The organism is Streptomyces sp. NPDC088252 (genome assembly GCF_044740965.1).
Taxonomy (GTDB): Bacteria; Actinomycetota; Actinomycetes; order Streptomycetales; family Streptomycetaceae; genus Streptomyces.
This window is the reverse complement of sequence record NZ_JBIURS010000018.1, coordinates 120,703-143,377: the sequence shown is the minus strand read 5'-3', so window position 1 is coordinate 143,377 and position 22,675 is coordinate 120,703. Positions and strand designations below refer to the sequence as shown.

Here is a 22,675-nt window from a genome sequence, read left to right as displayed (position 1 = left end):
ATGGCTATCACCGCTTACCCGATCAACGCCGCCGCTGGCGCGCCCGCGTACAGCTCCCAGCAGTTCCGGCAGGCCCTGACCACGCTGCTCAATCCCGGCGGGATCGGGCTGCGTGCCCAGCCTGGTGTACGTCCCGGCTCCGGCCTCGGTGTCACCATCAGCGGGTTCACCCTCACCATCAGCACCGGCGCCGGAGTCATTCAGGGCGGGTCCAGCGGAACGCAGGGCCCCTACCTGCTGTGCTCCGATACTCCCGTCACCAAGACCGTGGACGCAGCCGCCGCGACGAACGCCCGCATCGACCTTGTCTACGCCCGGATTCGCGACACCGACGCGGACGCCTCCGGCGCCAGGGACGGCGACATCGTCTATCTCGCCGGTACTCCTGCGGCGTCACCTGTCGCGCCCACCCCGCCGGATCCCTCCTACATCACCCTCGCCACGGTCAGTGTCCCTGCGGTCGGGGGCGGCTCTCCCGTCGTGTCGTACTCCCAGCGCGCCTACACCGCGGCGGCTGGTGGCCTGACCATCGGCCAGGTCGCACCGCCCGCTCCGTACACCGGGCAGCTCTGGGACTCCGGCGACGGGCCCCGCCGCTGGGACGGCACCCAGTGGCGCTACCTGCGCTACGACCCGCAGGTGTCCAACCAGTCCTCCGCACCCACGAGCTACGGCACGACCGGCTCCTGGGTGGACTTCACCAGTGCCCAGTGGACGCCGATCACGTTCGTGGTGCCGCCGTCCCGGATGGCCTGGGTGTCGATTGGTGCCGCCATCCAGAACACGGCCACCGCGACGTCCACGGCCTGGGTGGGATGGCGGGCATCCGGTGGATACACGCGCGCTGCGAACGAGTCGAACGCGATCTCGACCTGGGGCTCCCGGATCTACTCCGACCGCCGCATCCTGCTCACCGGGCTCACGGCCGGCGCATCCGTCGTCATCACGCCCCAGTGGAATGTCTCGTCCGCCGGGACCGTGGGCACCATCACCCGCACCACTGACGGGCAGCTCACGGTGGAGCCGGTCGCGTGACCATGCCTCCTCCGCCGGCCGTTCATCAGCCGGTCGAACTCACCTGGTACGGCTGCGACCTCAAGAGCGGGCGGATCACCGAGGAACTGCGTGCTCTCACGTCGCAGACCCTCACCCGCAAGCTCGGCGCGCCCACCACTGCATCCATGCAGCTGGCCCTGGACGGGGCCCCCAGGGACTGGGAAGCGGCCACCGAGCCGGGCCGCACCATGCTGGTGGCCGTCGACCAGGCCACCGACCAGCCCATCGGGGCGTGGCTCACCCTGACCCGGTCCGGTGGCACCGCCCCGCTCCTCGACCTTGGCGGCGCCACCCCCGAGGCGTACTTCGACCGGCGCTATGCCGCGGCCTACGCCGGGTATGGCGTCGACCAGGCCGCCATCTTCACCAACACCGGAACCCCGCTCCTGGTCAGCGCACCGCCGTTCGTCATCGACGCACCCACCACCGGAACCACCGCCACGTACAGCGTGGACGACAGTGACGACCGCACGATCCTGTCCGTGTGGCAGGAGCTCACGGCCGGCGGTGGGCCCGAGTGGACGATCGACGTCGCATGGACGGCGGACCGGTCCGGGTTTGTACTGCCGATCCGTGTACGGCCGCAGATCGGCGCGGTCACCTCCACACCCGACCCGGTCTTCGACATGCCGGGCTGCATCAGCTCCTACACGCTCACCGAGTCCTACGAAGAAGGCAAAGGGGCGACCCAGGTACGGGCCTACGGGGACGGCGAGGGAGCCTCACGCCTCAAATCAGACCTGCTGACAGCGGACGACCTGATCGCGGCCGGGTACTGCCTCTGGGAGCACCGCTACACCCCGGCCGACGGACTGACTGACCCTGAGCAGCTGACCGCGCACGCCCGCGAGGACCTGGCGGCGATGCGCGCTGGAGCAACCGTCTGGACCGTGGACGCCGTGGCATCCCGAGCGCCTCGCCTCGGCCGGGACTTCGGGCTCGGCGACAGCGTCCGCGTCCGCGTTGCCCGCTCGCCCCGGCACCCACAGGGCGCGTCCACGGTGGCCCGCTGCTGGTCCTGGCAGCTCAACCCGAGCGCGGACACCGTCTCACCGATCCTTGTGGAGGACGACTGATGCCCCGCCACCTCGACCAGCTCCCACCCGACATCACCACCATGTCCCGCAAGATTGCCGCGCTGCAGCGTGAGCTCCGCGAGCTCCGCGCGGCCAAGCGTGCCGCGTACACCACGGTCACGAACGGCAAGACGACCTACGCCAGCGAAGACGGCTGGGAAATCGTCATGGACCCCGCCAACAATCTGCCGATCATCTACTTCCGGGACCCGAACGGCGCCGAAATGGCCGCCCTCAACGCAACGCCCGGCCGCCCCGGCTTCAACCTCTCCTCCGGTCCGTTCGGAGACGATGACGCAACCGACTGGCGGTGGGTCACCGTCGCCGGACGGACTCCCAACGGCGTGACCAGCAACTGGGTCACCGCACGCTTCCAGACGTCGAACGTGAGCCGCCAGATCGGCGGATGGCTCTACCTCGACCCGAATTACGCCCAGCTCGGTCTCGTGAACACCGACACGAATATCAACCAACTCCTCCAGATCGCGAATTCGATCGCCTCCATCTCGGGGGCCCGCCTCACCGTGTCGCCCCCAGCGAGCAGCTCACCGGGTGCCTTGGTAGCTGCGTCCGCCAGCCACACCGGCACCCTGCTCTCACTCCTTCGCGGCGGTGTCACCATGGCCACCGTCAGCGTCTCCGGCGACGCAGCCTTCGCCGGCCAGCTCACCGCACAGACCCTCAACATCGGCTCCGGCAGCAGCGGAATTGGCGGCGACCTGACCGTTGCCGGGTCCGGCAGCTACGGCACCGACCTGGCCGTCGGCGGTGTCTCCCAGGGCCGTGACGCGGTCGCGTTTCAGGCCCGCTCGGCAACGACTGCCGCTGCGGCCGTGGAGACGGTAGCGCTCACCCAGACCGGGGTTGTCCTCAAGACCGGGCGGGCGTACCGGGTACAGGTGCGCGGCCTGGCCCAGGCCGCCACAGCAGCAGCCGGCGTCCGGGTCCGGGTCCGAAAGACCAACACGTCCGGGGCAATCTGGCTGGACACCTACACGATCGCCACCCCCGCGGCGAACACGAACGTGCAGTACGCGAACCAGAACGTGGTCACGAACACGACCGGGGCCACGATCACGACCGACCTTGTCATGACGTGGGTGACGGCCAGCGGTGGCGGCAACAGCCTCCTCAACGCCGGTGCCGGCCTCTACACGGCCTTTGAGGTCTCCGACATCGGCGCCGCCGCAGACTTTGCCGGCGCCCAGCCCATCACTTAGGAGCAGCGTGTCTTTCCCCACCCCTATCCCGGTAGAGATCCCCGACCCGCCCGCCGAGCCGACGCAGCCGCTCCCGCCGGTCGGCTCCACCGTCACCTACACGCTGTCCGTCCAGGACCTGGACCTCATCGAAACCCCGGCCCCGAGCAACGAGGACGAGCCTTCCGCTCCCGTGTATGCCGAGGGTGACCAGTTCCCTGGGAACGTCACGGCCCGCGGCACTGGGACACAGCTCACCATCCGTGTCCTGCTCACCGAGGACGGCACGACCACGATCTGGGCACTCCTTCGACCCGAAGGCACCACTCCGGGCACCTGGTCCCGCCCCACTCCCTGACCCACCCCCTTCTTTGAGCCCCGAGCCGATGGCCGGGGCTTCTCTCATGTCTGGAGGCCTCATGGCTACACCTCTCTCCGCCTCGGCGGTCCTCGCAGCTCTGCGCGCCGAGGGCGTGCGCGTCGTCGAAGTCGGCGACTGGCGCACCCACAACCGGAACTCGAAGGGTGCGTGGGGCCCGCTCAACGGGTCGATCGTGCACCACACCGTCACGAAGGGCACCGCGTCCACGGTCTCGATGGTCCGCACCGGCTATGCCGATCTGCCCGGCCCGCTCTGCCACGGGATGATCGCGAAGGACGGCCAGGTCCACATGGTCGGCTGGGGCCGCACCAACCACGCCGGCGGCGGTGACCCGCGCGTGTTGGAGCAGGTCATCGCCGAGTCCTACGGCACCCGCCCCACTCCGCCGACCAAGGGCAACAGCAATGGCGTCGACGGCAACAGCAGGTTCTACGGGTGGGAGTGCGAGAACCTCGGCGACGGCAAGGACCCCTGGCCCAAGGCGCAGTACGACGCGATCGTGCGTGTCCAGGCGGCTCTGTGCCGGGCGCATGGCTGGTCGGCGAAGTCTGTGATCGGCCACCTGGAGTGGTCGAGCGACAAGGTCGACCCCCGCGGCTTCAGCATGCAGCAGCTGCGCGCGGACGTGGCCGAGCGCCTGAAGCACCCCGCGAGCTGGAACCCCGGCTCCGACAACGAGGAGGACCCCATGGCGGGAATCACCAAGCGCGACATCTTCGACGCGGTGTGGAAGACCGACGCGATCGACGGCCCGGCGGACGCGGCGGACCACAAGACGAACCCGACGTGGCAGCCGCAGTCGATCCTCAAGGACGTGCAGGCCCGCATCCGGTCCATGGACAGGCGGATGGCCGCGCAGACCGCTGCGATCACCGCGCTTGCCGGGCAGGTCGGCGGCGGCGCGGACACCGCGACGGTGGTCGCCGCGGTGGAGGCCGCGATCGAGCGGGCTGTCATCGACGTCAACATCAACACCAAGGAGGGCCTGTGACCGCCGAGGGTGTACACCCCAGTCTCGTTCACCGCCTGGCCCGGCCGGTACCCGCAGAGCTGATACGGGCGTACCTCGCCGGTCTCCGGCAGAAGACCGCCCCTGTCCCGGAGACGTTCCAGGGCCCGAACTACAAGGAGTCCTAACCATGGCCGAGCCCCGCCTGTTCCACCTGCACCGAGCCCACGATGTCACCGGAGCATCCGGTACTGGCCGCGTTGCCGACGGCGTTCTCTGGCCCGATGGCACTGCAACTCTTCGCTGGCGTGGTGAGCGCGCGTCCACCGTCCACTGGGATCGCATCGAGGACGCCGAGGCGATCCACGGCCATGGCGGCTACACCCGCATCGTCTGGCACGACACTGAAACCCGCGAGGAGGACTGACTCATGGCTGCACCCGTCGAAGCGAAGGTGAAGGCGTCGACCGCCGCGTCCTTCCTGGTCGGCATCGCGATGGCCGTACTGAACGCGGTGGCCGCGGACTCCAGCCTGCTCGGCCCGCTGCCGGGCTGGCTCCAGGCGCCGCTCCTCGCGCTCGTCCCTGCCGGGTTGACGTGGCTGGCCGGGTATCAGGCGAGGCACACAGTCCGTGACCACGCCGACCCGACCAGCGCCTGACGTAAGTGGAGTAGCACATGCCTGACGGGCCGACTCTCGGCGAGGTGATGCGCCGACTCGAAGATGTCCGCACCGACCTCAAGGACGACTTCCGGGAGCTGGGGCTCAGGCTCGACAGCAAGGTCTCTCTGGAGCGCTACCAGCTCGAACAGGTGGCGCGCGACGACGCGCTGAAGCTTCTCGTGGAGCGGGTGCGTGGCATCGAGGAGGCCCGCGAGCAGGCGGCCCAGAACCGTCGGGACGAGGATCAGCGCGCTGCAGACCGGCGGGCCGCGGACCGTCGCCTCATCTTCACGGCCCTGATCGCGCCAGTTCTGCTGCTGATCCTGACCGTGTACCTGAATGCACAGGGGGCGGGGGCATGAGGCGGCACAAGAGCGCGGGCGCCGAACGGCGGCGCACTGACCTCGTATTCACCCTCGCCGCCGCGGTGGCTCTGGCCGGCTTCGCCTTCCTCGTCGTGACAATGCAGGGGCTCTCTCACGACCTCCGCACCGCGAACGAAGCGCGCGATGCCCTGGCTCAGCAGGTTGAGCGGCTAGGGGAGTCCCCGGTGGCCGGCCCGCCCGGTAGCCGCGGTCAGCCAGGGGCCTCCGTCGTCGGCCCACCGGGGCCGCAGGGCGATCAGGGCGTTCCCGGCCCGATCGGCCCGATCGGCCCGACCGGACCTGTGGGCCCGAGCGGTAGCCCCGGCGCCGACGGTGAAGACGGCACATCCGTTGTCGGCTCGCCAGGCCCCACGGGCGCCCCGGGCGCGGACGGGCAGTCCGTCGTGGGCCCGGCCGGGCCGAAGGGCGACACCGGCCCCACAGGTCCGCCCGGCGCCGACGGCAAGAACGGCACGGACGGCAAGAACGGCGTGGACGGCAAGGACGGCAAGTCCGGGCAGACCTGCCCGGACGGCTACAGTCTCCAGGTGCCGCCGGATGATCCGGATGCCCTGGTGTGCCGCCGTTCCGGCGCCGCCACTCCCGCGCCGGACCAGTCCCGCAGCCTCCTCGGCCTCGGCGCCCTGGCGGCCACATCTATGTACAGGAGACTTGATGGCTGACATTCCGTTGCGGCAAGTGCAGCGACGTGTGGACGACGCAGCTGGCGGGCCGCCGCCGAAGCCGCAGTACGCCGGGCTGTTCATCGAGCCCGACATCCCGCCCCTCGATGACGAGCCCGAGTGACATCGCCCCCTTCCGCTTCGGCGGGAGGGGGCGCTACTGCTTTCAGCTGAAGTCGGACCCGGTGGTGTCCGTGTAGCTGCTCATGTGCTTCACGGTGCGAGTTGCCTGCTCGGGAGTCGAGCCCTGAAACGCTGCCTCTTGAGGTCGACGACTCTCGATAACATGCCGTATCGCGGGCGCAGTCAGATCCGCTTGCGTGAGACCAGGCCATGGTGGCCGCTCTCATCGTCGGCTGACTCGCCGAAGTGGGCTGTGTCCCAGTGGAGCAGACGCGCGCAGAGCCCTTGGAACCGCTCGGCGAGCTCCCACACTTCGCCGCTCTCGATGAACGTGACTTCGGGGCGCTGCGTGCCGTGCGCACCCTTCAGCGTGAGCCACTGGTAGGACTCGTCGTCATAGATCCAGTAGCCATGCAGGTAGCGGTTCCGCAGGCGGAACCCTTCCTCTGCAGCATCGAGATCCTCGGCTAGCGATGTCTTACACGAGCTGGCCAAGGTGGACGCCTCCAGCTTCGTCCTGCATTGCTTCACGAGCGTCCCGCCGGTTGCCACGGCGAGTTGGCTGTACGCCTTCTCTGCCTCGACGAGGTGTACGTAGACGCCGTGCAGGATGTACTCGGCTTCCGCAGCCTTCCGAGCTACGAGCCCCAGCCCCACGGTGATGGTCAGCTCTTCCTCATCCACGCCATCGAGGAGATGGGGGATGGGCGGTTCGATGTCGAAGGGCTGGACGCTGCTCTCGCTCATGTGATCTCCGGGGTGTTGAGGCTGCGGTGCCACTTTGGAGGAACACCCCCCGATCATCAACCCAATGGTTGATAATGACAGTTATCCAACATGCTCGCTACTAGGGGTGCGACTCACGGCCCCTCCGTATAGAGAGGTAGCGGTTTGCCACTCACTGACGCTCACGTCGCTCGCATCCACGCTTTCGTTAAAGGTCGCGTCAGCGAGGCGTGTTACGAGGCCGAGCATCAACCGGCTCCCGAAGTCATCCAACGAGCCCTGCGCGGCTTGTACAGGGTGACCGCCAGTCTTGGCGCCCACGCTGACTCGTCGGCGCCGTCGATCGGAAACCAGAGAACCGACGAGATCATGGCTGCTGCAGTCCGGCTGGCCAAGGAGATCGCGTGGAACGACTTGCGCGACCTCGCTAGGCAGTGGAAGGACCATCCGGCGTATCTTCCCGAGTTCGACTGTGATGCCCCTGACCTTCCTGACGAGGAGGAGCCGACGTGGAGGTGACGCTGTATCGGCCTTCTGGAGCCGTGTCGACAAGTAGGCATGACCCTCGCGATGACTGGCCCGACGAAGCCCGCGCCATCCGCGACCACCTCGCGGCGGTCTATGGCGAAGGCGACCCGCTGCCCACTATCGCCGGAGCCTGGATCGCGCGCGGCAAGTCCCAGCACACCCGCCGCGCCTACGCCCGCAACTTCCTCCGCTGGGAGGACTACGCACGCAGCAGCGGCATCCACCCGCTCCAAGCTCGGCTGCCGCTCGCCGATGCCTACGCCAACCACCTCGCCACTGAACAGACAAAGCGCGGCAAGGCCGGGACGCTCTCCCTCTCCGCGCAAGCCCAAGCCCTTGCTGCCGCCGGGTCCTTCTACACCTACGCCGTGCGAGTCGACGCCTGCCCCGCCGACCCCTTCGCGTCTGTCGACCGCCCGTACATCGACCCGGACCACAGTCCCACCGAAGGCATGCTTCCCGACGAGACAATGGCGCTCATCGAAACGGCGCGCGACTGGGCACCCCGCTCCTACGCACTCGTCACCCTGCTCTACCTCCTCGGCCCCCGCATCGACGAGATCCTCGCGCTCAACGCCAACCAGCTCGGATACGACCGCGGACACACGACGCTTCCCCTCACGCTCAAGGGCGGGAAGAAGAAGCCGGTTCCCGTGCCACCCCTTGCTCTCGACGCGCTCCGGGCCTACCTGGGCGACCGCACCGAGGGCCCACTGTTCGTCACGGACTCTGGACGCCGCTGGTCGCAGCCCGAGGTGTGGAAGCACCTCCGCGTCCTCGCGCGCCGGGCAGGTATCCCACAGGCCACGTCGATCAAGCCCCACACGCTTCGGCACCAGTTCATCACCGACAACCTCGCCGACAACGTCCCCCTCGAACGGGTCCAGGACGCCGTCGGTCACACCAACCCACGCACTACGCAGCGGTACAACCGGCGCCGGCGCATGCTCGACGACCACCCCGCCTACGGTCTGGCCTCGAAACTCGCCGCGAGACTCCGGCCCGAGGAGCACGGATCGGACTGACGAAGTGCGTCACGCCGCTTCGTACCGATGCGCCCGTCCGCCCGCCGGTGCGGGACAGGCCGTCGACGACTATCGGGGCGCTCATAACTCCAGGGTGCGACGGGCCACTGCTCACAGCACCCCGAGCGCAGGCCCGGATCGGCCGCGGGCTTCGCTTGCTCCTGCCACACTGGCCATGGCCCGCCGTGTCACCCCCGTCGCGGCGGGCCGCCCCGGTTGTCATACCGGCCCAGTACCGTGGACTCATCCCATTCGCGCCTATGGCTGGGCGCAGCTACGAGACCGCCCCTCACCCGGAACAGCGCCCGGGGAGGGGCGGACGCGCGTCAGCTGTCGCCTTCCGGCTCCGGATGCAGCACGGCCTTCTTCACGGCCATCTCCAGCTCGACCCGGGACACCCCGGTCGCCTCGGCGTGCGCGGTCACCGCGGCCTGGAACCTCGCCGCCGCCTCGCGCCACGGCTCCCACCCCTCCTCCGTGTACGGCTCAGCGAGGGCCTTGCGCTGCTCTTCAACGGCGGAACGTTCCAGCATGATCAGATCTTCAGGGATATCGATTGCCACGGCCGGATCGTAAACGGCAGCACTGCCAATCGAACGGAGCCGCGCAGGTCAGGCGGCCGTGACGACATCCGCCCGGACCGCGGCCTCCCACTCCACCAGCAGCCGCTGATACTCCGCCTCACCCTCCAGCGACAGCGGGCCAGCCGCCCACAGCGCGCGAATGTCCGCGTTCACCGCGGCGGGGGAGCGCACAGGCGTGGCAGGCGAAGGGGGAGTGGGCATGCGAACAGAGCACGGGCAGGCACTGACATGGCGCCCCCACGTAGGGTCGGAGCGTGATTGAGACCATCGTCCTCGACGTCGGGGAAACCCTCACCAGCGACGACCGGTACTGGCAGTCCTGGGCCGACTGGCTCGGCGTCCCACGGCACACCCTGAGCGCCCTCGTCGGCGCCGTGGTCACCCAGGGCCTCGATAACGCGGAAGCCCTCCGCCTCCTGAAGCCCGGCATCGACATTCCAGCCGAGTACGCCGCCCGCGAGGCCGCCGGCCAGGGTGAACGCCTCGACGAGAACGATTTGTACGACGACGTGCGCCCTGCGCTCACGGCGGTTCGGGATCTTGGCGTCCGCGTCATCATCGCGGGCAACCAGACCGAGAAGGCCGGCCGCCTGCTCCGCGCCCTCGACCTGCCCGCCGACCTCATTGTCACCTCTGCCGAGTGGGGTGTCGCCAAGCCGGCCCCTGCGTTCTTTGCGCGGGTCCTGCAGGCGTCCGGCGCCATGCCTCACGAGACCCTCTATGTCGGCGACCACCCAGCCAACGACGTCTTCCCCGCCCAGGCCGCTGGCCTGCGCACGGCGCATCTCCGACGGGGCCCGTGGGGACACTGGTGGGCGGATGACCCCGACGTCATCGCTGCTGCAGACTGGTCGATCACCTCCCTCATGGACCTGCCGCGGATCGTGACCTACTGACGCAACCGAGCGGCCCCACCCGAGAGTTCATGTGGGGCCGTTTGTACTCGCGTGCGGCCAGTGCCCCGGTACGGTTCGAAGCGACCGCCTCGAACGGAGCCAGATGCCGAACCGGATTGGGTCGGTAGGCCGACGCATCGCGTACTACCGCAGTGTCGCCCGCCCGAAAATGACCCAGCAGCAACTCGCTGACGCGGCATGCGTCGCCCTTGGCACGATCCGCAAGATCGAACGGGGAGAGCGGGGCGTCACCGACGACACTCTCGACACCATCGCAGCAGCGCTCGGCGTGGACCCGTCCCGCCTCATCGCCGACCGCGAACATGTTGCCTCCCGGATTCGGGACGCACTGCCGAACCTGTCGGCCGCCATCGCCTCCTACGACGTCCCGGACGACGGGCCAGTCCGCCCCCTGCCGGAGTTGCGGGCCGCAGTCGCTCAGGCCACCGCGTGGCGCCTGGCCGCGCAGTACCTGCAGATCGCCCGCACGGTCCCCAATCTCCTGGCCGAGCTGGCCCGCGCCGCCCAGGCCCCGGAGGGGGCGGGCAGCCCCGAGCTGGCGGAACTCCTCGTCACGGCCTACCGGTGCGCGGACTCCGTCGCCTACAAATACGGGGCGCGCGACCTCTCAGCCCGGCTCATCGAGCTGATGCGCTGGGCGGTCCTGGGCGCCGACGACCCGCTGCTCTCTGCCGCCGTGAGCTACGTCCGCACGGAGACGTTCTTCGCCGCCCGCGCCCATGCGCCTGGGCTCCGGGCGCTGGAGCAGGCCCTCGATGCCTGCCCGGCGCCTGTCGGCCGCCCGGCTATCGCCGCCCGCGGCGCTCTACACATGCGGGCTGCCGTCATCGCTGGTCGCGCGGGCCGCGACGATGCCGCAGACGAGCACCTCGCCGAGGCGCGGGCTCTGGGCGACCACGTGCCGGAGGGCATCTACCAGGGCACCGCGTTCGGGCCGGACAGTGTCCGCATCCACGAAGTGAGCGTCGCGGTCAGCCTTGGCGACGGACACGTCCAGCGTGCCTTCGACGTGGCCCGGGAGTGGGCGCCACCGAGAGACCTGCCGGCAGAGCGGCGCTCCGGGTTCTACATTGAGCTGGCCCGCGCACAGCTGTGGGGCGGGCTCATGGACGACGCGTTCGAGTCGCTGAAGGTCGCCCGGCGGATCGCCCCGCAGCACACTCGCGAACACCCGTGGGTGCGGGAGGACGCAGCCACGCTGCGCCGACTGAAGAGGGCCGACGCGGAAACGCTCAGCAACTTCGCTGAGTGGTGCCACGCCGACTGAGCCCCCCATCGCGAGGTACCCCTCACTGGGGTACTTGTGCCACTTACAGCGGTCCATGATCTGCCGTGTCGGAGGGAACTGGCAGATGGGACAGGCTATGAGTGCACCACCGGAACCGGTCGACGCTCCAGAGCAGCCGAACTTCGCCCGCTTACATGGCGAGGCGTGTTGGCACTGCGGCGCCGTCAACGGGCCGCTCCACCCTGTCGGTGATGTCACTCTCGATGACGACACCCGGTCGTGGCCCGTCGTGGCCTGCTCTGCCCATCGCGGGAGGCGACTGTCGTGACGACGAGAGAGCTACCACCAGTCAGCGAGCTGACGGAGCAGCAGCAGCGCGGATGGTCCTGCATTTGGTGCAGGACTGCTCTCACCGTCGGAGAGGACAGGGACCTCGGTGAGAAGCGGGCCCGCCCCGAAGGCGGCGCCGCGTACAGCTGGTTCCCGCGGGCCTGCTCGGACGCTGCCGCCTGTGCCGCCCGGGAAGCCGAGCAGGCGCTATGACGGCCTCAGCTGAGGGGCCAGCATCCCGGCCGCTCCCCGATCCCCGCACGCTGACGTGGGACCAGTCCGCCGGCCGCGCCTGCATCTGGTGCAAGACGCCCCTCACCTCCGGCGCGGTCAGCGTCGGGATCATCCGGGACCGGCTCGGAGCCCACAACCTCGACACCGAGGTGTGGGCGGGGCCGTGTTGCGAGAGTGATAAACCGAACGCGTGTTCGTAGGAACGTCCACTGTCGTTTCGTGCATGCGCCTGCCACGCTGGATGGTCCGGCTGGAATGCCCTGGATTCAGCGGCTGCGAAGCCGGATGAGCCATCGATCCATCGGGAGAATCAGATCAGCAGTTTCGAGTGGAGCCCCGGTGTCGTCAATGCGGGTGCGCACCAGGCGGAACGCCACGGTGTCCACCAGCAGGCCGAGCGCATGAGCCTGCTCGGCCCCCAGGGGGGTAGTTCCGACCTCGATGATGCAGCTGGCGTGAGCTTGTCGCCGGCCGCGCCACCACGAAGACACGATCATTGCGGAATGGCCGCCCGGATCGAGGCATTCGATGGTCTCGTGCTGCAACATCACGCCTGGTCGTACACCGAGGCGCTCAGCGAGTTCTTCGGTAGCTGGCCGCGGCCTGGTGTCGGTGGTCTCGCTGCTGAATGGCCACTCCGCGTCCGCGTCCGTGAGGGTGCGCATGGCAGGAGGATGCGCCACGGATACGCGCTTCCGCTCCTCGCCGTCGAGGACTCCGGTGCGTCGCAGCAGGGCGTAGGACAGGCGCATCGTCTGTGGGTGCACGCCGTACTCGGCGGCCATGTCGGCGCGGGAGGGCAGAGGTTCCCCGGCTGCCCATTCGCCGGCCTGGATGCGGCGGTGGATGTCAGCGGCGATACGCCGATGCGCCGCTTCGACTGGCATCCGGACCCCTGGCGTCGATCATGACGTGAGGTCCTGAACTTACGAAGGTGCTTGATCTCTGGATATATCCAGCCGATCTTGGGAGCCTGAACTATGCCAGAGGCATTTGAAATTTGAAGAACTCGGCTGCGGAGCCCAGGACTCCGTTGGTCGAGGGGGCCGCCCCGTCAGCTGCAGTACCCCCTGTGGTGACTGGCGGGGGGCCTCCCCTTTACCCGTCGTGGCGCGCCGGGTATCCACCTGGACGAGTGAACCGTATTCCGTGCTCGGTGTACGAGGCATTCGTTGAATAGATCGCCGGGGCCGGACCGCCTCAGTTGCCTCCAAGGGTGCTGTGGTCCGGTCCCGGTCTGCTGTTTCTGGACTCCCAGTGGGAGATGTGGGAAACATCTGGGAGATGATCATGGTGAACTAGCGGCTGACCGATGGTCAACCAGTAGCCAACCAGGCATCCAATGCCCATCTGGCAGCTGTGATCCAGGTCGAAGTTCAAGCGTACAGAAGGTCTAGATGATCAGCTTGAACTTCATCTGGAACTTCAACGCCTTCGCCCTGGTCTACGTGCTGACCAACGGCGGACCCGGTGGCCGAACCCGGCTGCCGATGCTCTTCGCGTACGAAGAGGCCTTCCGGTACGGACAGTTCGGCTATGCCGCCGCGATGGGCTGTGTGATGGTCGCGGTGATCTCCGTGATCCTCGCGGTGCATCTCGTCGGCCGGCTCGGGGGAGGCGAGGACCGGTGAGCGTACGTGCCGACGGATTTGCGCGGGCCGGACAGTACGTCGCGCTGCTCGGCTATCTCGTCTTTCTGGCGTTCCCGTTCCTGTGGCTGATCTCCACCGCCTTCAAACCGGCGAGGGAACTGGGCTCCCTGCATCCGACCTGGATTCCCGAACACCCGACGCTGGACAACTTCCGCGAGGCGTTCGACGAACAGCCACTGCTCCAGGCCGCCGCCAACTCGCTGACCGCCGCGCTCTGCGCCGCCCTCATCGCGGTCGTCGTCGCCACGCCCATGGCCTACGTGACGGCCCGCCATCGCTCCAGGCTCTCGACGGCCACCACCGGCTGGGTCGTGATCAGTCAGGCGTTCCCGTTCGTGCTGCTGATCATTCCGCTCTTCCTGGTCCTGAAGCATCTCCATCTGATCAACTCCCTGTGGGGTCTGGTCATGGTGTACGTCGTCTGGGCGCTGCCCTTCGCGCTGTGGATGCTGACCGGCTACGTACGGGCCGTGCCCACCGAACTCGAAGAGGCCGCCTCGGTCGACGGCGCGGGCCGGCTGCGGACGCTGGTCTCGGTCACCGCACCGCTGCTGACCCCCGGCATCGTCGCCACCGCGCTCTTCGCGTTCATCACCGCGTGGAACGAGTTCTTCTTCGCACTCGTTCTGCTCAAGACACCGGAGAAACAGACCTTGCCGGTCGTGCTGACCCACTTCATCGGCGCGGAGGGAGCGGCCGATCTCGGGCCGCTCGCCGCTGCCGCGTTCCTCGCGACCCTGCCCTCGCTGGTCGTCTTCGCGATCATCCAGCGGCGGATCACGGGCTCCCTGCTGGCCGGGGCGGTGAAGAGCTGATGCCCGCTCCGGTACGAAGGACGGCCGCCGCCGTGGTCACCGCGCTGGCCCTGATGCTCACGGGCTGCTCGGGGACGGGCGACGGCGGGGACGGCAGCGGTCGGACCGAGCTCAGCTTCCAGTCGCTGGCCTGGCAGAAGGAGTCCGTCGACGCCAACAAGCAACTGGTGAGGGAGTGGAACGAATCCCACCCCGACATCCATGTCACCTACGTCCAGGGCAGCTGGGACACCGTCCACGACCAACTGCTCACCTCCTTCGAGGGCGACGAGGCGCCGGACGTCATCCATGACGCGTCCGACGACCTCGCCGACTTCGCGTACGGCGGCTACCTCGCCGATCTGCGCACGCTCCTCCCGGACCGGCTGACCGCCGACATCCCGCAGCAGAGCTGGCGGACCACCACCTTCGGCGCCGGTGTCTACGGAGTGCCGTTCCTCCAGGAGCCCCGCTTCCTGATCGCCAACACCCGGATCCTCAAGGAGTCGGGCGTCCGCGTCCCGACCCCCGACAGTCCCTGGAGCTGGGCCGAGTTCCGCCAGGTCGCCAGGGAACTGACGGGCAAGGGGAGGTACGGCGTGGCCTGGCCGCTCAAGGAGCCGGTCTCCGTCACCCTCAACCTCGGGCTCTCCGCCGACGGCCGGCTCTTCCACCGCGGAGCCGACGGCAAGGTCACCATCCGTTCGGAGAAGGGCGATCGGGTCGTCCCCGACACCATTCGCGACCAGGTCGAGACCGATCGCAGTGCCGCCCGCACCGCGCTCGGCATGGGTGGCTCCGACACGCTCCCCGGATTCTTCGGCGGCAAGCACGCGATGGTTCCGCTCGGCTTCTCGTACCGTCAACAGGTCGCCGAACAGGCCCCCGAGGGCTTCGAGTGGACGGTCCTGCCCGCCCCCGCGGGCAGCGGCGGGCTTGCCCAGGGAGTGAGCCCGCAGACGCTCTCCGTCTCGCAGGCCAGCCCGCACAAGAAGGAGGCCGCGCGGTTCATCGACTTCCTGCTCCGGCCCAGGAACATGGTGCGACTGGCCAAGGGGGACTGGATGCTCCCGACCGGGACCGAGGCCCTCGCGGACCCGGCCCTGCACACCGACAAGGACGGCTGGGCGACCGGCGTCGCGGTCGCGAAGGCGCTCCGCCCGGCCCCCGCGCAGTCGGTCCGCGGCTACCCGGAATGGAAGGACAAGGTCGCCACACCGGCCCTCCAGGAGTACTACAGCGGAGCGATCGGTGCCGGGGAGCTGAGGAAACGTCTGGTGGACGACGGGAACCGGGTGCTGGCCCGCTACCAGCGCTGACGCATCAGGCGCGGCCGGCCTCTCCTCCGGGCGGGGCCGGGCACGCGTGCCCGTCGCCGATCCGTCCCGACCCGAACGAAAGGAACCGAGACGTCCCGACGGCGAGGCATGACCGATCCTCCACATATCTGCCGACCGGCGGGTGGGGGCGGAATCAAGTCGACTCCTCGTACGTCCGGGTGCCCGGACAGGGTCCGCCTTCCCTCTTGCGAAGAGTGCCGGTCGTCGTTGCGGGGGCGGCGGGCCCCGCCCGCGCGGCGGAGGCCGTGGAGGCGGTGCCCGACTTGAACATGGCTGGCCGGTTTCTTATTACGAAGCCTTGTTGTGTAAGTCACAGCCGGATGAAGGCCTTGATCTGAGCGCGTCAATGAGTGAGGGTTTCGAGCCAACCCCCGGAGATCTTCCGGCCGGGGGTCAATCCCCCCACAAAGAATGACGAGGAGACCCCTCTTCATGGCAATTCACAAGCGCGCACGTCGGATCAAGCTGACCGCCGCCATCACCGCGGTGGCCGCGGCGGCCGGAGTCACCCTGCTGGGCAGCCCCGTCGCCGGAGCCGCACCCGCTCCCGCGATGGGCACCGTCCACGGTGCAAACGCGGCCACCGCCGTCCCGGGCAGCTACATCGTGATGCTGGACCACAAGGCCGACAAGGCGAAGCTCGCCAAGCAGTACGGCGGCACGCTCAAGCGGAACTACAGCTCCGCCATCAACGGCTTCTCCGCCAGCGGTCTGTCACTGACCGAGGCCAAGCGCCTTGCGGCCGACCCGGCCGTCTCCAAGGTGGTTCAGAACAAGAAGTTCCACATCGACGCCACCCAGGACGACCCGCCCTCCTGGGGGCTGGACCGGATCGACCAGACCGAGACGGCCGGCGACAACGCGTACACCTACCCGGACAGCGCCGGCGAGGGCGTCACCGCGTATGTCATCGACACCGGTGTCCGCACCACGCACAACGAGTTCGAGGGCCGGGCCGTCTCGGGCTACGACGCGGTGGACGACGACGACAGCGCCGATGACGGCAACGGCCACGGCACCCATGTGGCAGGCACCATCGCCGGTGCGACGTACGGCGTGGCCAAGAAGGCGAAGATCGTCGCAGTGCGGGTCCTCGACGACTCAGGCTCGGGCACCACCGAGCAGGTCGTCGCGGGCATCGACTGGGTCACCGCCCACCACGAGGGCCCCTCCGTCGCCAACATGAGCCTCGGCGGCGGCGCGGACGAGGCCCTCGACTCGGCGGTCCAGAAGGCCATCGCCTCCGGAGTCACCTTCGCGGTGGCCGCCGGAAACGACTCCTCCGACGCGAGCGAGACCTCCCCGGCCCGCGTCCCGGAGGCCATCACCGTCGCCTCGTCCACGGTGGACGACGAGCAGTCCTCGTTCTCCAACTACGGCTCGATCGTGGACATCTACGCACCCGGGTCGGACATCACCTCGTCCTGGAACGACAGCGACGACGGCTCCAACACCATCTCCGGTACGTCCATGGCGACCCCGCACGTCGTCGGCGCCGCCGCCGTCTACCTCTCCGGACACCCGGACGCCACCCCGGCGGAGGTCGCCGCGGCGCTGACCGACGGAGCCACCCCCGACGCGATCTCCAACGCGACCGAGGGCACGCCGAACAAGCTGTTGAAGATCGTCGAGTAACCGTTCCCCGCAGTCGCGACCGGGCGGCGCACGCCCGGCGCAACGGAATCGGCGGCCGCCGCGCTCTCCCCCCCGGGGCGCGGCGGCCGCGCGGCGTGGACGGATCGTCCTATGGTGTGCCCATGACGATGTACGCGGCGCTGTTGCGCGGGATCAATGTGAGTGGCCACAAGAAGGTTCCGATGGCCGAACTGCGCACACTGCTCACCGAACTCGGCCACGGAGACGTCCGTACCCATCTGCAGAGCGGCAATGCCGTCTTCAGCAGCGCGTCGGACGACGAGGACGCACTCGCCGCCGAGCTGGAGCAGGCCATCGAGAAGCGATTCGGCTTCCCGGTCCCCTGCCTGGTCCGGAACGGCGGCTACCTCGCGGGAGTTGCCGCGGCCTGCCCGTTCCCGGCCGACGAACTCGAAGGCAGGCAACTGCACATCACCTACTACGGGCAGCCGGTCGACGCCGAACGCTTCGCCGGGATCGACGCGGCGGCCTTCCTCCCCGAGGAGTTCCGGCTCGGCGACCGCGCGCTCTACCTCTACACCCCCGGCGGGCTCGGCCGTTCCAAACTCGCCGAAGCCCTTTTCCGCTCCGCCCGCAACAAGGGCGTCATCGCCACCTCGCGCAACTGGAACACCGTGGTCAAGCTCGTGGAGATGACCGCGTCGGCCGGGACCGCACACGACGGAGCCCGCTCATGACCGGACCGTCCCCCGGCGTGGCCGCGGCCGTGGAGGGCGAACTCCGCCTCCTGGACCCGTTGGTCCGCGCCTCCGCCGAACTCCTCACCCAGGTTCTGCACCCCGAGTACTGCGAGATCGACTCCGTCGGCCGGGTCTGGGATCGCGACGCGCTGATCGCCTCGCTCACCGCCGAGGACGCTCCACGTCCCGGGCCGCTCACCGCGTCCCGGATGCGCGGCCTCCAGCTGGACGCGGAACTGGTCCACCTCACCTACGACACCGAGACGAAAGGGCACCTCGCCCACCGCAGTTCGCTGTGGCGGCTGACCGAAGCGGGCTGGGTGCTCTACTTCCACCAGGCCACACCGTTCGACGCAGCCGCGAACACCGCTGACGACACCGACCACTGAGCCCGCTCAGCGACGGGTGACGCGCTGCGCCCGAGCCGCCCACCGGCCGTCCGTACGGGAGATCCGCACCGGATGTCCGAAGCAGTCGCTGACCTGATCGGTGGTCAGTACCTCGTCGGCCGGGCCCGACGCCACACACCGTCCGCCCCGCAGCAGCATCGCGTGCGTAGTGGAGGCGGGCAACTCCTCCAGATGATGCGTGACCAGGACCGTCGCCAGCTCCGGATGCTCCTCGCGCAGTGTGTCCAGGCTGTCGAGCAATTGCTCACGGGCGGCGAGATCAAGGCCCGTGGCCGGCTCGTCGAGCAGCAGCAGCCGAGGTCGTGGCATCAGCGCGCGGGCGATGAGCGTGCGTCCCCGTTCACCCTGCGAGAGCGCGGGCCAGCGCGATCCGGTCTTGCCGCCCATGCCGAGCATCTTCAGCAGCCGCTCCGCCCGGGCCCGCTGCTCCGTGCTCGCGGACCAGCGCGGGACCGGCTCGACCGAGTTGGTCAGGCCGGTCAGCACCACCTCGTGCACCGACAGCGGGGAACGCAGCGGATGGCGTGGATTGACATGTCCCAGCAGCGACCGAAGCTCCCGCAGATCGACCCGCCCCAGCGTGCGCCCCAACACCTCGACCGAGCCCCTGGTGGGGTGGTTGACCGCCCCGAGCAGCCCCAGCAGCGTGCTCTTGCCCGCCCCGTTCGCACCCAGCAGGGCCCAGTGCTCGCCGCTGCGCACGATCAGGGAGACGGAGTCGAGCAGGACGGTGCCGTCCCGCACGAGCGAGACGCCGTCGGCCCGGATCACCGGGACGGCGGCGGCGGAACCGGGGACACCGGCGGGGCCGGGGAATGCGGCCGTGACGTGTGTGCTCATGCGGGGGAACTCCTTCATGCGGGTGCGAGCGCCTCCAGGCGGCTCATGTCCTCGGCCGACAGACCGACCTCACGGGCTCCCAGGTTCTCCGCCAGATGGGCGGGCGAACCGGTGCCCGGGGTCGGGCACAGCACGGGGGAGCGGTGCAGCAGCCAGGCGAGGGCGATCTGCCCGCGGGTGGCATCGTGCCGATCGGCGATATCGGCCAGTGCCGTGGCCGCCTCGCCGGTCAGGGCGCCGTTGGCCAGTGGGAACCAGGGCAGAAAGGCGAGGCCGTGGGTCTCGCACACCTTCAGTACCGCGTCCGACGAACGGTCGAGGAGGTTGAAGCGGTTCTGCACCGAGGCGATCCCGGTCAGGGAGAGAGCCTGCTCCAGCTGGTCGGCGGTGAGGGTGTCCAGACCGATGTACCGGATCTTACCCTCCTGCCTCAACGCGTCGAGGGCGCCCAACTGGTCGGCCATGGGTACGTCCGGGTCCAGCCGGTGCAGCTGGTAGAGGTCGATCCGGTCCGTCCGCAGCCGCCGCAGACTGGCCTCGCACATCGCCCGCAGCTGCTCCGGACGGCCCGCGACGTGCCAGGCGCGGTCGCTGGTGCGTACCACCCCGCCCTTGGTCGCGATCACCAGTTCCCGGGGGTACGGGTGGAGGGCTTCGGCGACCAGTTCCTCGGCGAGCGCGGGGCCGTAGTTGTCGGCGGTGTCGATGAGCGTGACGCCCTGCTCGACGGCCGTCCGCAGCACGGCCACGGCGTCCCGCCGGTCACCGCGCGGCCCCCAGTATCCGGGGCCGGTCAGCTGGGCGGTGCCGTAGCCGAGACGACGTACGGGCAGCTCACCACCGAGCAGGAACACATCGTCGAGAGGTCGTGACATGGAAGACATGACAGGAACGGTAGTGCTATGCGCGGTCGATGCCACGACTCCCCCTGTGCCGAGGTGCTGTCGGCTCCACGGCGTACCCGCGCCGGTCGACGACACACTGCGGCACATGGCGAACACCTTCGCGAGCGAGCGCCGGGAACCCGGTTCGATGTCCGGCCGAGCTCGTCGCTCTCGTCGACGCCACCTCCTGAAACCGCGGTCCGCGGTCGGCGTCGCCTTTCTTCAAGACCGTTGTCAGTGGCCGGTCCTAGCCTGGGACGCATGAAGAACGAGCACGCTCACATGACCGAATGCGCTGTCGAGGCGGCCCGGATCGCCCGCTCCATCAGCGCCGAACAGCTCGACCTGCCCACCACCCCCTGCGGCGAGTGGGACCTGCGTGGACTCATCAACCACTGGGTGCTCTACACCTCGTACGGTCTGGAGCACCGCGCGCTGCGCAAGGACCTCCCGGACGAACTCGTCAATCGTGACTTCACCGCCGACGCCGACTGGGCGCAGACGTACGCGGCCCAGCTGGACCGCGCCATCGCCGCGTGGTCGGACCCGGCGGTCTGGGAGGGCGAGATCGACCTGGGGGGTTCGACGTCCCCGGCCTCCGAGATCGCCGCGATGCTCTTCGAGGAGACGGCCCTGCACACCTGGGACGTGGCACGGGCCACCGGGCAGGAGTTCCGGCTGTCCGACGCGGCGGCGGCCCACCTCCTCGAAGTCGTCGACGGTTCCGCCGAGCTCTACCGGCAGTACAACGGCTTCGCCGACGAGGTGACGGTGCCCGGATCGGCTTCGGTGCTCGATCGGGCACTGGCCCGCAGCGGACGCGACCCGCACTGGAGCCGGGCCTGAAAATGGCCCAGCAGATCGGTCGGTGAATGGCCCGGAGGGGAGTGCCAATACCTGGCTAGGCTCGACGCATGACCACTCACCGCACCCCGGACACGGGCAGGACCGTCGTCGACTTCTACTTCGACCCGGCCTGCCCGTTCGCCTGGATCACCTCCCGCTGGATGCTGGAGGTGGAGCAGCAGCGGGACATCGAGCTCCGCTTCCATGTCATGAGCCTCCACCTGCACAACATCGGCAATGAACTCCCCGACTGGTACCGGGAACTGGTCGACAGGTCGATCGGCCCGGTACGGGTCGCCGTCGCGGCGGCGGCCGAGCACGGCGACGCGGTGCTCCGCGATCTCTACACCGCCATGGGCAGCCGCATCCACCAGCAGAAGAACGAGGACTTCGACGAGGTGATCGCGCAATCCCTCGCGCAGCTCGGCCTGCCCGCCGCGCTGGCAGCCGCAGCGCACTCGGAGACGTACGACGAGGCGCTGCGGCGCAGCCACGACGCCGGCAAGGATCCGGAGGCGGACGGTTACGTCGGTACGCCCACGATCCATGTCGACGGCTCGGTCTGGTTCGGGCCCGTCCTGCGGTCCGTGCCGCGCGGCGAGGAGGCCGCGCGCCTCTTCGACAGCTTCCGGGAGCTTGCCGGGAATCCGGATCTCTTCGAGCTCAAGCGCACCCGCACCGGCAGCCTCGACGTGGGCTGAGGCGTGGCACGGGGGCGCGCGCCCCGTCTGATCCGGACGAAAGACCCTATGCGCTGAGCGAGGCGGGCGGGGCGAGCGGGATACGGGCCTCGTCGTACCGGGTCAGCAGCAGTCGCGCCAACTCCGGTGATGCGCCGAGCACATCGGCCAGCACGTCCGCGCCGGCGGCCCCCGTGGCGATACGGTCCGGGAGTCGGCCGGGTGCGATGACGTACGGGGCGACCGCCACCTGCCGCACACCCCCGGCCCGCAGGGCGCGTACCGCGTCCTCGGTCCGCGGAAGCGATGCGGAGGCGAACGCAGGCCGCACGGAACACCAACCGGTGTGCCGCAGCTCCCGCGCGATTTCAGCGATCACTGCGATCGCCTCCGGGTCTGTGGAGCCCGCCGAGGCCAGGACGAGCCCGGTCGAGCGCCGTTCACCGGGACGGATCCCGGCTTCGAACAGCCGCCGTTCCAGCGCCGAGTTCAGCAACGGCGACGGGCCGAGCACCTCGGCCTGCACGATGCGCAGCCGGTGCAGGCGGGTCCGGGCCTCGTGCAGCACCGTCGGGATGTCGGACTTTGCGTGGAAGGCCCGCGTGAGGAGCAGGGGAAGCGCGATGACGTCCCCCGCTCCCTGCGCGGCCAGCCGTTCCAGCACCCTGGGTACCGAAGGCGCGTTGAAGTCCAGGAAGCCGGTCTCCACGCGCAGTCCCGGCCGCAGCGACCGCACCCGCGCGGTGAGCGCGTGCACGGTCGCGGCGTGCCGCGGGTCGCGGCTGCCGTGGGCGATGACGAGGAGTACCGGGGCGGTCATGGTG

30 protein-coding genes and 1 pseudogene are annotated in these 22,675 nt (G+C 69.2%); 24 read left to right on the top strand and 7 right to left on the bottom strand.

Annotated features, from left to right (window positions below):
• The 11 genes from ACIOHC_RS30595 to ACIOHC_RS30545 all read left to right on the top strand — a co-directional run bounded on the left by ACIOHC_RS30595 (position 1) and on the right by ACIOHC_RS30545 (position 6,498).
• Positions 1-1,035 carry a hypothetical protein gene (locus ACIOHC_RS30595; RefSeq protein WP_401844814.1) on the top strand — a complete coding sequence of 345 codons (1,035 nt, stop codon included), beginning with the start codon at positions 1-3 and terminating at the stop codon, positions 1,033-1,035.
• A gap of 2 nt (positions 1,036-1,037) precedes the next feature.
• Positions 1,038-2,132 (top strand): hypothetical protein, encoded by a 1,095-nt coding sequence (locus ACIOHC_RS30590; protein WP_389636414.1) that lies wholly within the window; start codon positions 1,038-1,040, stop codon positions 2,130-2,132.
• Positions 2,132-3,352 carry a hypothetical protein gene (locus ACIOHC_RS30585; RefSeq protein WP_389636341.1) on the top strand — a complete coding sequence of 407 codons (1,221 nt, stop codon included), beginning with the start codon at positions 2,132-2,134 and terminating at the stop codon, positions 3,350-3,352. Before ACIOHC_RS30590 ends, ACIOHC_RS30585 begins: the two co-directional genes overlap by 1 nt.
• 7 nt (positions 3,353-3,359) lie before the next feature.
• On the top strand, positions 3,360-3,689 hold the full coding sequence (locus ACIOHC_RS30580; protein WP_401844812.1) for a hypothetical protein: 330 nt from the start codon (positions 3,360-3,362) through the stop codon (positions 3,687-3,689).
• 61 nt (positions 3,690-3,750) lie between these two features.
• On the top strand, positions 3,751-4,704 hold the full coding sequence (locus ACIOHC_RS30575; RefSeq protein WP_389636343.1) for an N-acetylmuramoyl-L-alanine amidase: 954 nt from the start codon (positions 3,751-3,753) through the stop codon (positions 4,702-4,704).
• On the top strand, positions 4,701-4,850 hold the full coding sequence (locus ACIOHC_RS30570) for a hypothetical protein (RefSeq protein WP_389636344.1): 150 nt from the start codon (positions 4,701-4,703) through the stop codon (positions 4,848-4,850). Before ACIOHC_RS30575 ends, ACIOHC_RS30570 begins: the two co-directional genes overlap by 4 nt.
• A 2-nt stretch (positions 4,851-4,852) precedes the next feature.
• Positions 4,853-5,089, top strand: a complete 237-nt coding sequence (locus ACIOHC_RS30565; RefSeq protein ID WP_389636345.1) for a hypothetical protein — start codon at positions 4,853-4,855, stop codon at positions 5,087-5,089.
• A gap of 3 nt (positions 5,090-5,092) precedes the next feature.
• Positions 5,093-5,323 carry a holin gene (locus ACIOHC_RS30560; RefSeq protein ID WP_389636346.1) on the top strand — a complete coding sequence of 77 codons (231 nt, stop codon included), beginning with the start codon at positions 5,093-5,095 and terminating at the stop codon, positions 5,321-5,323.
• Positions 5,324-5,340: 17 nt separating this feature from the next.
• Positions 5,341-5,688 carry a hypothetical protein gene (locus ACIOHC_RS30555; RefSeq protein ID WP_266618042.1) on the top strand — a complete coding sequence of 116 codons (348 nt, stop codon included), beginning with the start codon at positions 5,341-5,343 and terminating at the stop codon, positions 5,686-5,688.
• Complete coding sequence (locus ACIOHC_RS30550) at positions 5,685-6,374, top strand: collagen-like protein (RefSeq protein ID WP_389636347.1); 690 nt, start codon at positions 5,685-5,687, stop codon at positions 6,372-6,374. Before ACIOHC_RS30555 ends, ACIOHC_RS30550 begins: the two co-directional genes overlap by 4 nt.
• A complete protein-coding gene (locus ACIOHC_RS30545) occupies positions 6,367-6,498 on the top strand; it encodes a hypothetical protein (RefSeq protein WP_389636348.1) in 132 nt (43 codons plus the stop codon). The genes ACIOHC_RS30550 and ACIOHC_RS30545 overlap by 8 nt, the downstream gene beginning before the upstream one ends.
• Positions 6,499-6,680: 182 nt before the next feature.
• Here ACIOHC_RS30545 and ACIOHC_RS30540 read toward each other — a convergent pair whose 3' ends face one another.
• Complete coding sequence (locus ACIOHC_RS30540; protein WP_401844808.1) at positions 6,681-7,244, bottom strand: hypothetical protein; 564 nt, start codon at positions 7,242-7,244, stop codon at positions 6,681-6,683.
• A gap of 348 nt (positions 7,245-7,592) precedes the next feature.
• On the opposite strand from ACIOHC_RS30540, the gene ACIOHC_RS30535 reads away from it, so the two are divergent.
• Both ACIOHC_RS30535 and ACIOHC_RS30530 read left to right on the top strand, forming a co-directional pair.
• Positions 7,593-7,742: a hypothetical protein gene (locus ACIOHC_RS30535; RefSeq protein WP_401844806.1), complete on the top strand. Its 150-nt coding sequence runs from the start codon at positions 7,593-7,595 to the stop codon at positions 7,740-7,742.
• A 23-nt stretch (positions 7,743-7,765) separates the two neighbouring features.
• On the top strand, positions 7,766-8,776 hold the full coding sequence (locus ACIOHC_RS30530) for a tyrosine-type recombinase/integrase (RefSeq protein ID WP_401844804.1): 1,011 nt from the start codon (positions 7,766-7,768) through the stop codon (positions 8,774-8,776).
• A 326-nt stretch (positions 8,777-9,102) separates the two neighbouring features.
• On the opposite strand, the gene ACIOHC_RS30525 is transcribed toward ACIOHC_RS30530, so the two are convergent.
• Positions 9,103-9,339 carry a hypothetical protein gene (locus tag ACIOHC_RS30525; RefSeq protein WP_401844802.1) on the bottom strand — a complete coding sequence of 79 codons (237 nt, stop codon included), beginning with the start codon at positions 9,337-9,339 and terminating at the stop codon, positions 9,103-9,105.
• 48 nt (positions 9,340-9,387) lie between these two features.
• Entirely contained in the window at positions 9,388-9,561 is a 174-nt protein-coding gene (locus ACIOHC_RS30520; protein ID WP_401844799.1) for a hypothetical protein, read from the bottom strand.
• 53 nt (positions 9,562-9,614) lie between these two features.
• On the opposite strand from ACIOHC_RS30520, the gene ACIOHC_RS30515 reads away from it, so the two are divergent.
• The 3 genes from ACIOHC_RS30515 (at position 9,615) to ACIOHC_RS30505 (ending at position 12,048) form a co-directional block, all read left to right on the top strand.
• Positions 9,615-10,256: an HAD family hydrolase gene (locus tag ACIOHC_RS30515; protein WP_401844798.1), complete on the top strand. Its 642-nt coding sequence runs from the start codon at positions 9,615-9,617 to the stop codon at positions 10,254-10,256.
• Positions 10,257-10,359: 103 nt separating this feature from the next.
• Entirely contained in the window at positions 10,360-11,544 is a 1,185-nt protein-coding gene (locus ACIOHC_RS30510) for a helix-turn-helix domain-containing protein (RefSeq protein WP_401844795.1), read from the top strand.
• A gap of 285 nt (positions 11,545-11,829) precedes the next feature.
• Positions 11,830-12,048 (top strand): hypothetical protein, encoded by a 219-nt coding sequence (locus ACIOHC_RS30505; RefSeq protein ID WP_401844793.1) that lies wholly within the window; start codon positions 11,830-11,832, stop codon positions 12,046-12,048.
• A 287-nt stretch (positions 12,049-12,335) separates the two neighbouring features.
• Here ACIOHC_RS30505 and ACIOHC_RS30500 read toward each other — a convergent pair whose 3' ends face one another.
• Positions 12,336-12,956 (bottom strand): GntR family transcriptional regulator, encoded by a 621-nt coding sequence (locus ACIOHC_RS30500; protein ID WP_401844792.1) that lies wholly within the window; start codon positions 12,954-12,956, stop codon positions 12,336-12,338.
• A 516-nt stretch (positions 12,957-13,472) separates the two neighbouring features.
• Here ACIOHC_RS30500 and ACIOHC_RS30495 point away from each other — a divergent pair.
• The 6 genes and pseudogenes from ACIOHC_RS30495 to ACIOHC_RS30470 all read left to right on the top strand — a co-directional run.
• Positions 13,473-13,700: pseudogene (locus ACIOHC_RS30495) on the top strand (sugar ABC transporter permease); the annotation flags it as partial.
• The gene (locus ACIOHC_RS30490) at positions 13,697-14,536 is read left to right on the top strand and encodes a carbohydrate ABC transporter permease (protein WP_351073840.1); all 840 of its coding nucleotides are present in this window, start codon (positions 13,697-13,699) and stop codon (positions 14,534-14,536) included. The pseudogene ACIOHC_RS30495 and the gene ACIOHC_RS30490, both read left to right, overlap by 4 nt.
• Positions 14,536-15,834: an ABC transporter substrate-binding protein gene (locus ACIOHC_RS30485; RefSeq protein WP_401844790.1), complete on the top strand. Its 1,299-nt coding sequence runs from the start codon at positions 14,536-14,538 to the stop codon at positions 15,832-15,834. Before ACIOHC_RS30490 ends, ACIOHC_RS30485 begins: the two co-directional genes overlap by 1 nt.
• Positions 15,835-16,287: 453 nt before the next feature.
• On the top strand, positions 16,288-17,490 hold the full coding sequence (locus ACIOHC_RS30480) for a S8 family serine peptidase (protein ID WP_365692572.1): 1,203 nt from the start codon (positions 16,288-16,290) through the stop codon (positions 17,488-17,490).
• A 122-nt stretch (positions 17,491-17,612) separates the two neighbouring features.
• The gene (locus ACIOHC_RS30475) at positions 17,613-18,188 is read left to right on the top strand and encodes a DUF1697 domain-containing protein (protein ID WP_351073837.1); all 576 of its coding nucleotides are present in this window, start codon (positions 17,613-17,615) and stop codon (positions 18,186-18,188) included.
• The gene (locus ACIOHC_RS30470) at positions 18,185-18,580 is read left to right on the top strand and encodes a nuclear transport factor 2 family protein (RefSeq protein ID WP_351073836.1); all 396 of its coding nucleotides are present in this window, start codon (positions 18,185-18,187) and stop codon (positions 18,578-18,580) included. The genes ACIOHC_RS30475 and ACIOHC_RS30470 overlap by 4 nt, the downstream gene beginning before the upstream one ends.
• Before the next feature lie 6 nt (positions 18,581-18,586).
• Here the strand turns inward: ACIOHC_RS30470 and ACIOHC_RS30465 are convergent, their stop codons facing one another.
• Positions 18,587-19,441, bottom strand: coding sequence for an ATP-binding cassette domain-containing protein (locus tag ACIOHC_RS30465; RefSeq protein WP_351073835.1), 855 nt, complete (start codon positions 19,439-19,441; stop codon positions 18,587-18,589).
• Between the two features lie 14 nt (positions 19,442-19,455).
• Entirely contained in the window at positions 19,456-20,325 is an 870-nt protein-coding gene (locus ACIOHC_RS30460) for an aldo/keto reductase (protein WP_351073834.1), read from the bottom strand.
• A gap of 261 nt (positions 20,326-20,586) precedes the next feature.
• Here ACIOHC_RS30460 and ACIOHC_RS30455 point away from each other — a divergent pair, with 261 nt between their 5' ends.
• Together ACIOHC_RS30455 and ACIOHC_RS30450 are read left to right on the top strand one after the other, a co-directional pair.
• A complete protein-coding gene (locus ACIOHC_RS30455) occupies positions 20,587-21,171 on the top strand; it encodes a TIGR03086 family metal-binding protein (RefSeq protein WP_401844787.1) in 585 nt (194 codons plus the stop codon).
• A gap of 68 nt (positions 21,172-21,239) precedes the next feature.
• Complete coding sequence (locus ACIOHC_RS30450) at positions 21,240-21,872, top strand: DsbA family protein (RefSeq protein WP_389636364.1); 633 nt, start codon at positions 21,240-21,242, stop codon at positions 21,870-21,872.
• Between the two features lie 46 nt (positions 21,873-21,918).
• Here ACIOHC_RS30450 and ACIOHC_RS30445 read toward each other — a convergent pair whose 3' ends face one another.
• Positions 21,919-22,671, bottom strand: a complete 753-nt coding sequence (locus ACIOHC_RS30445; RefSeq protein ID WP_351073831.1) for a sirohydrochlorin chelatase — start codon at positions 22,669-22,671, stop codon at positions 21,919-21,921.
• Positions 22,672-22,675 lie beyond the last annotated feature (4 nt).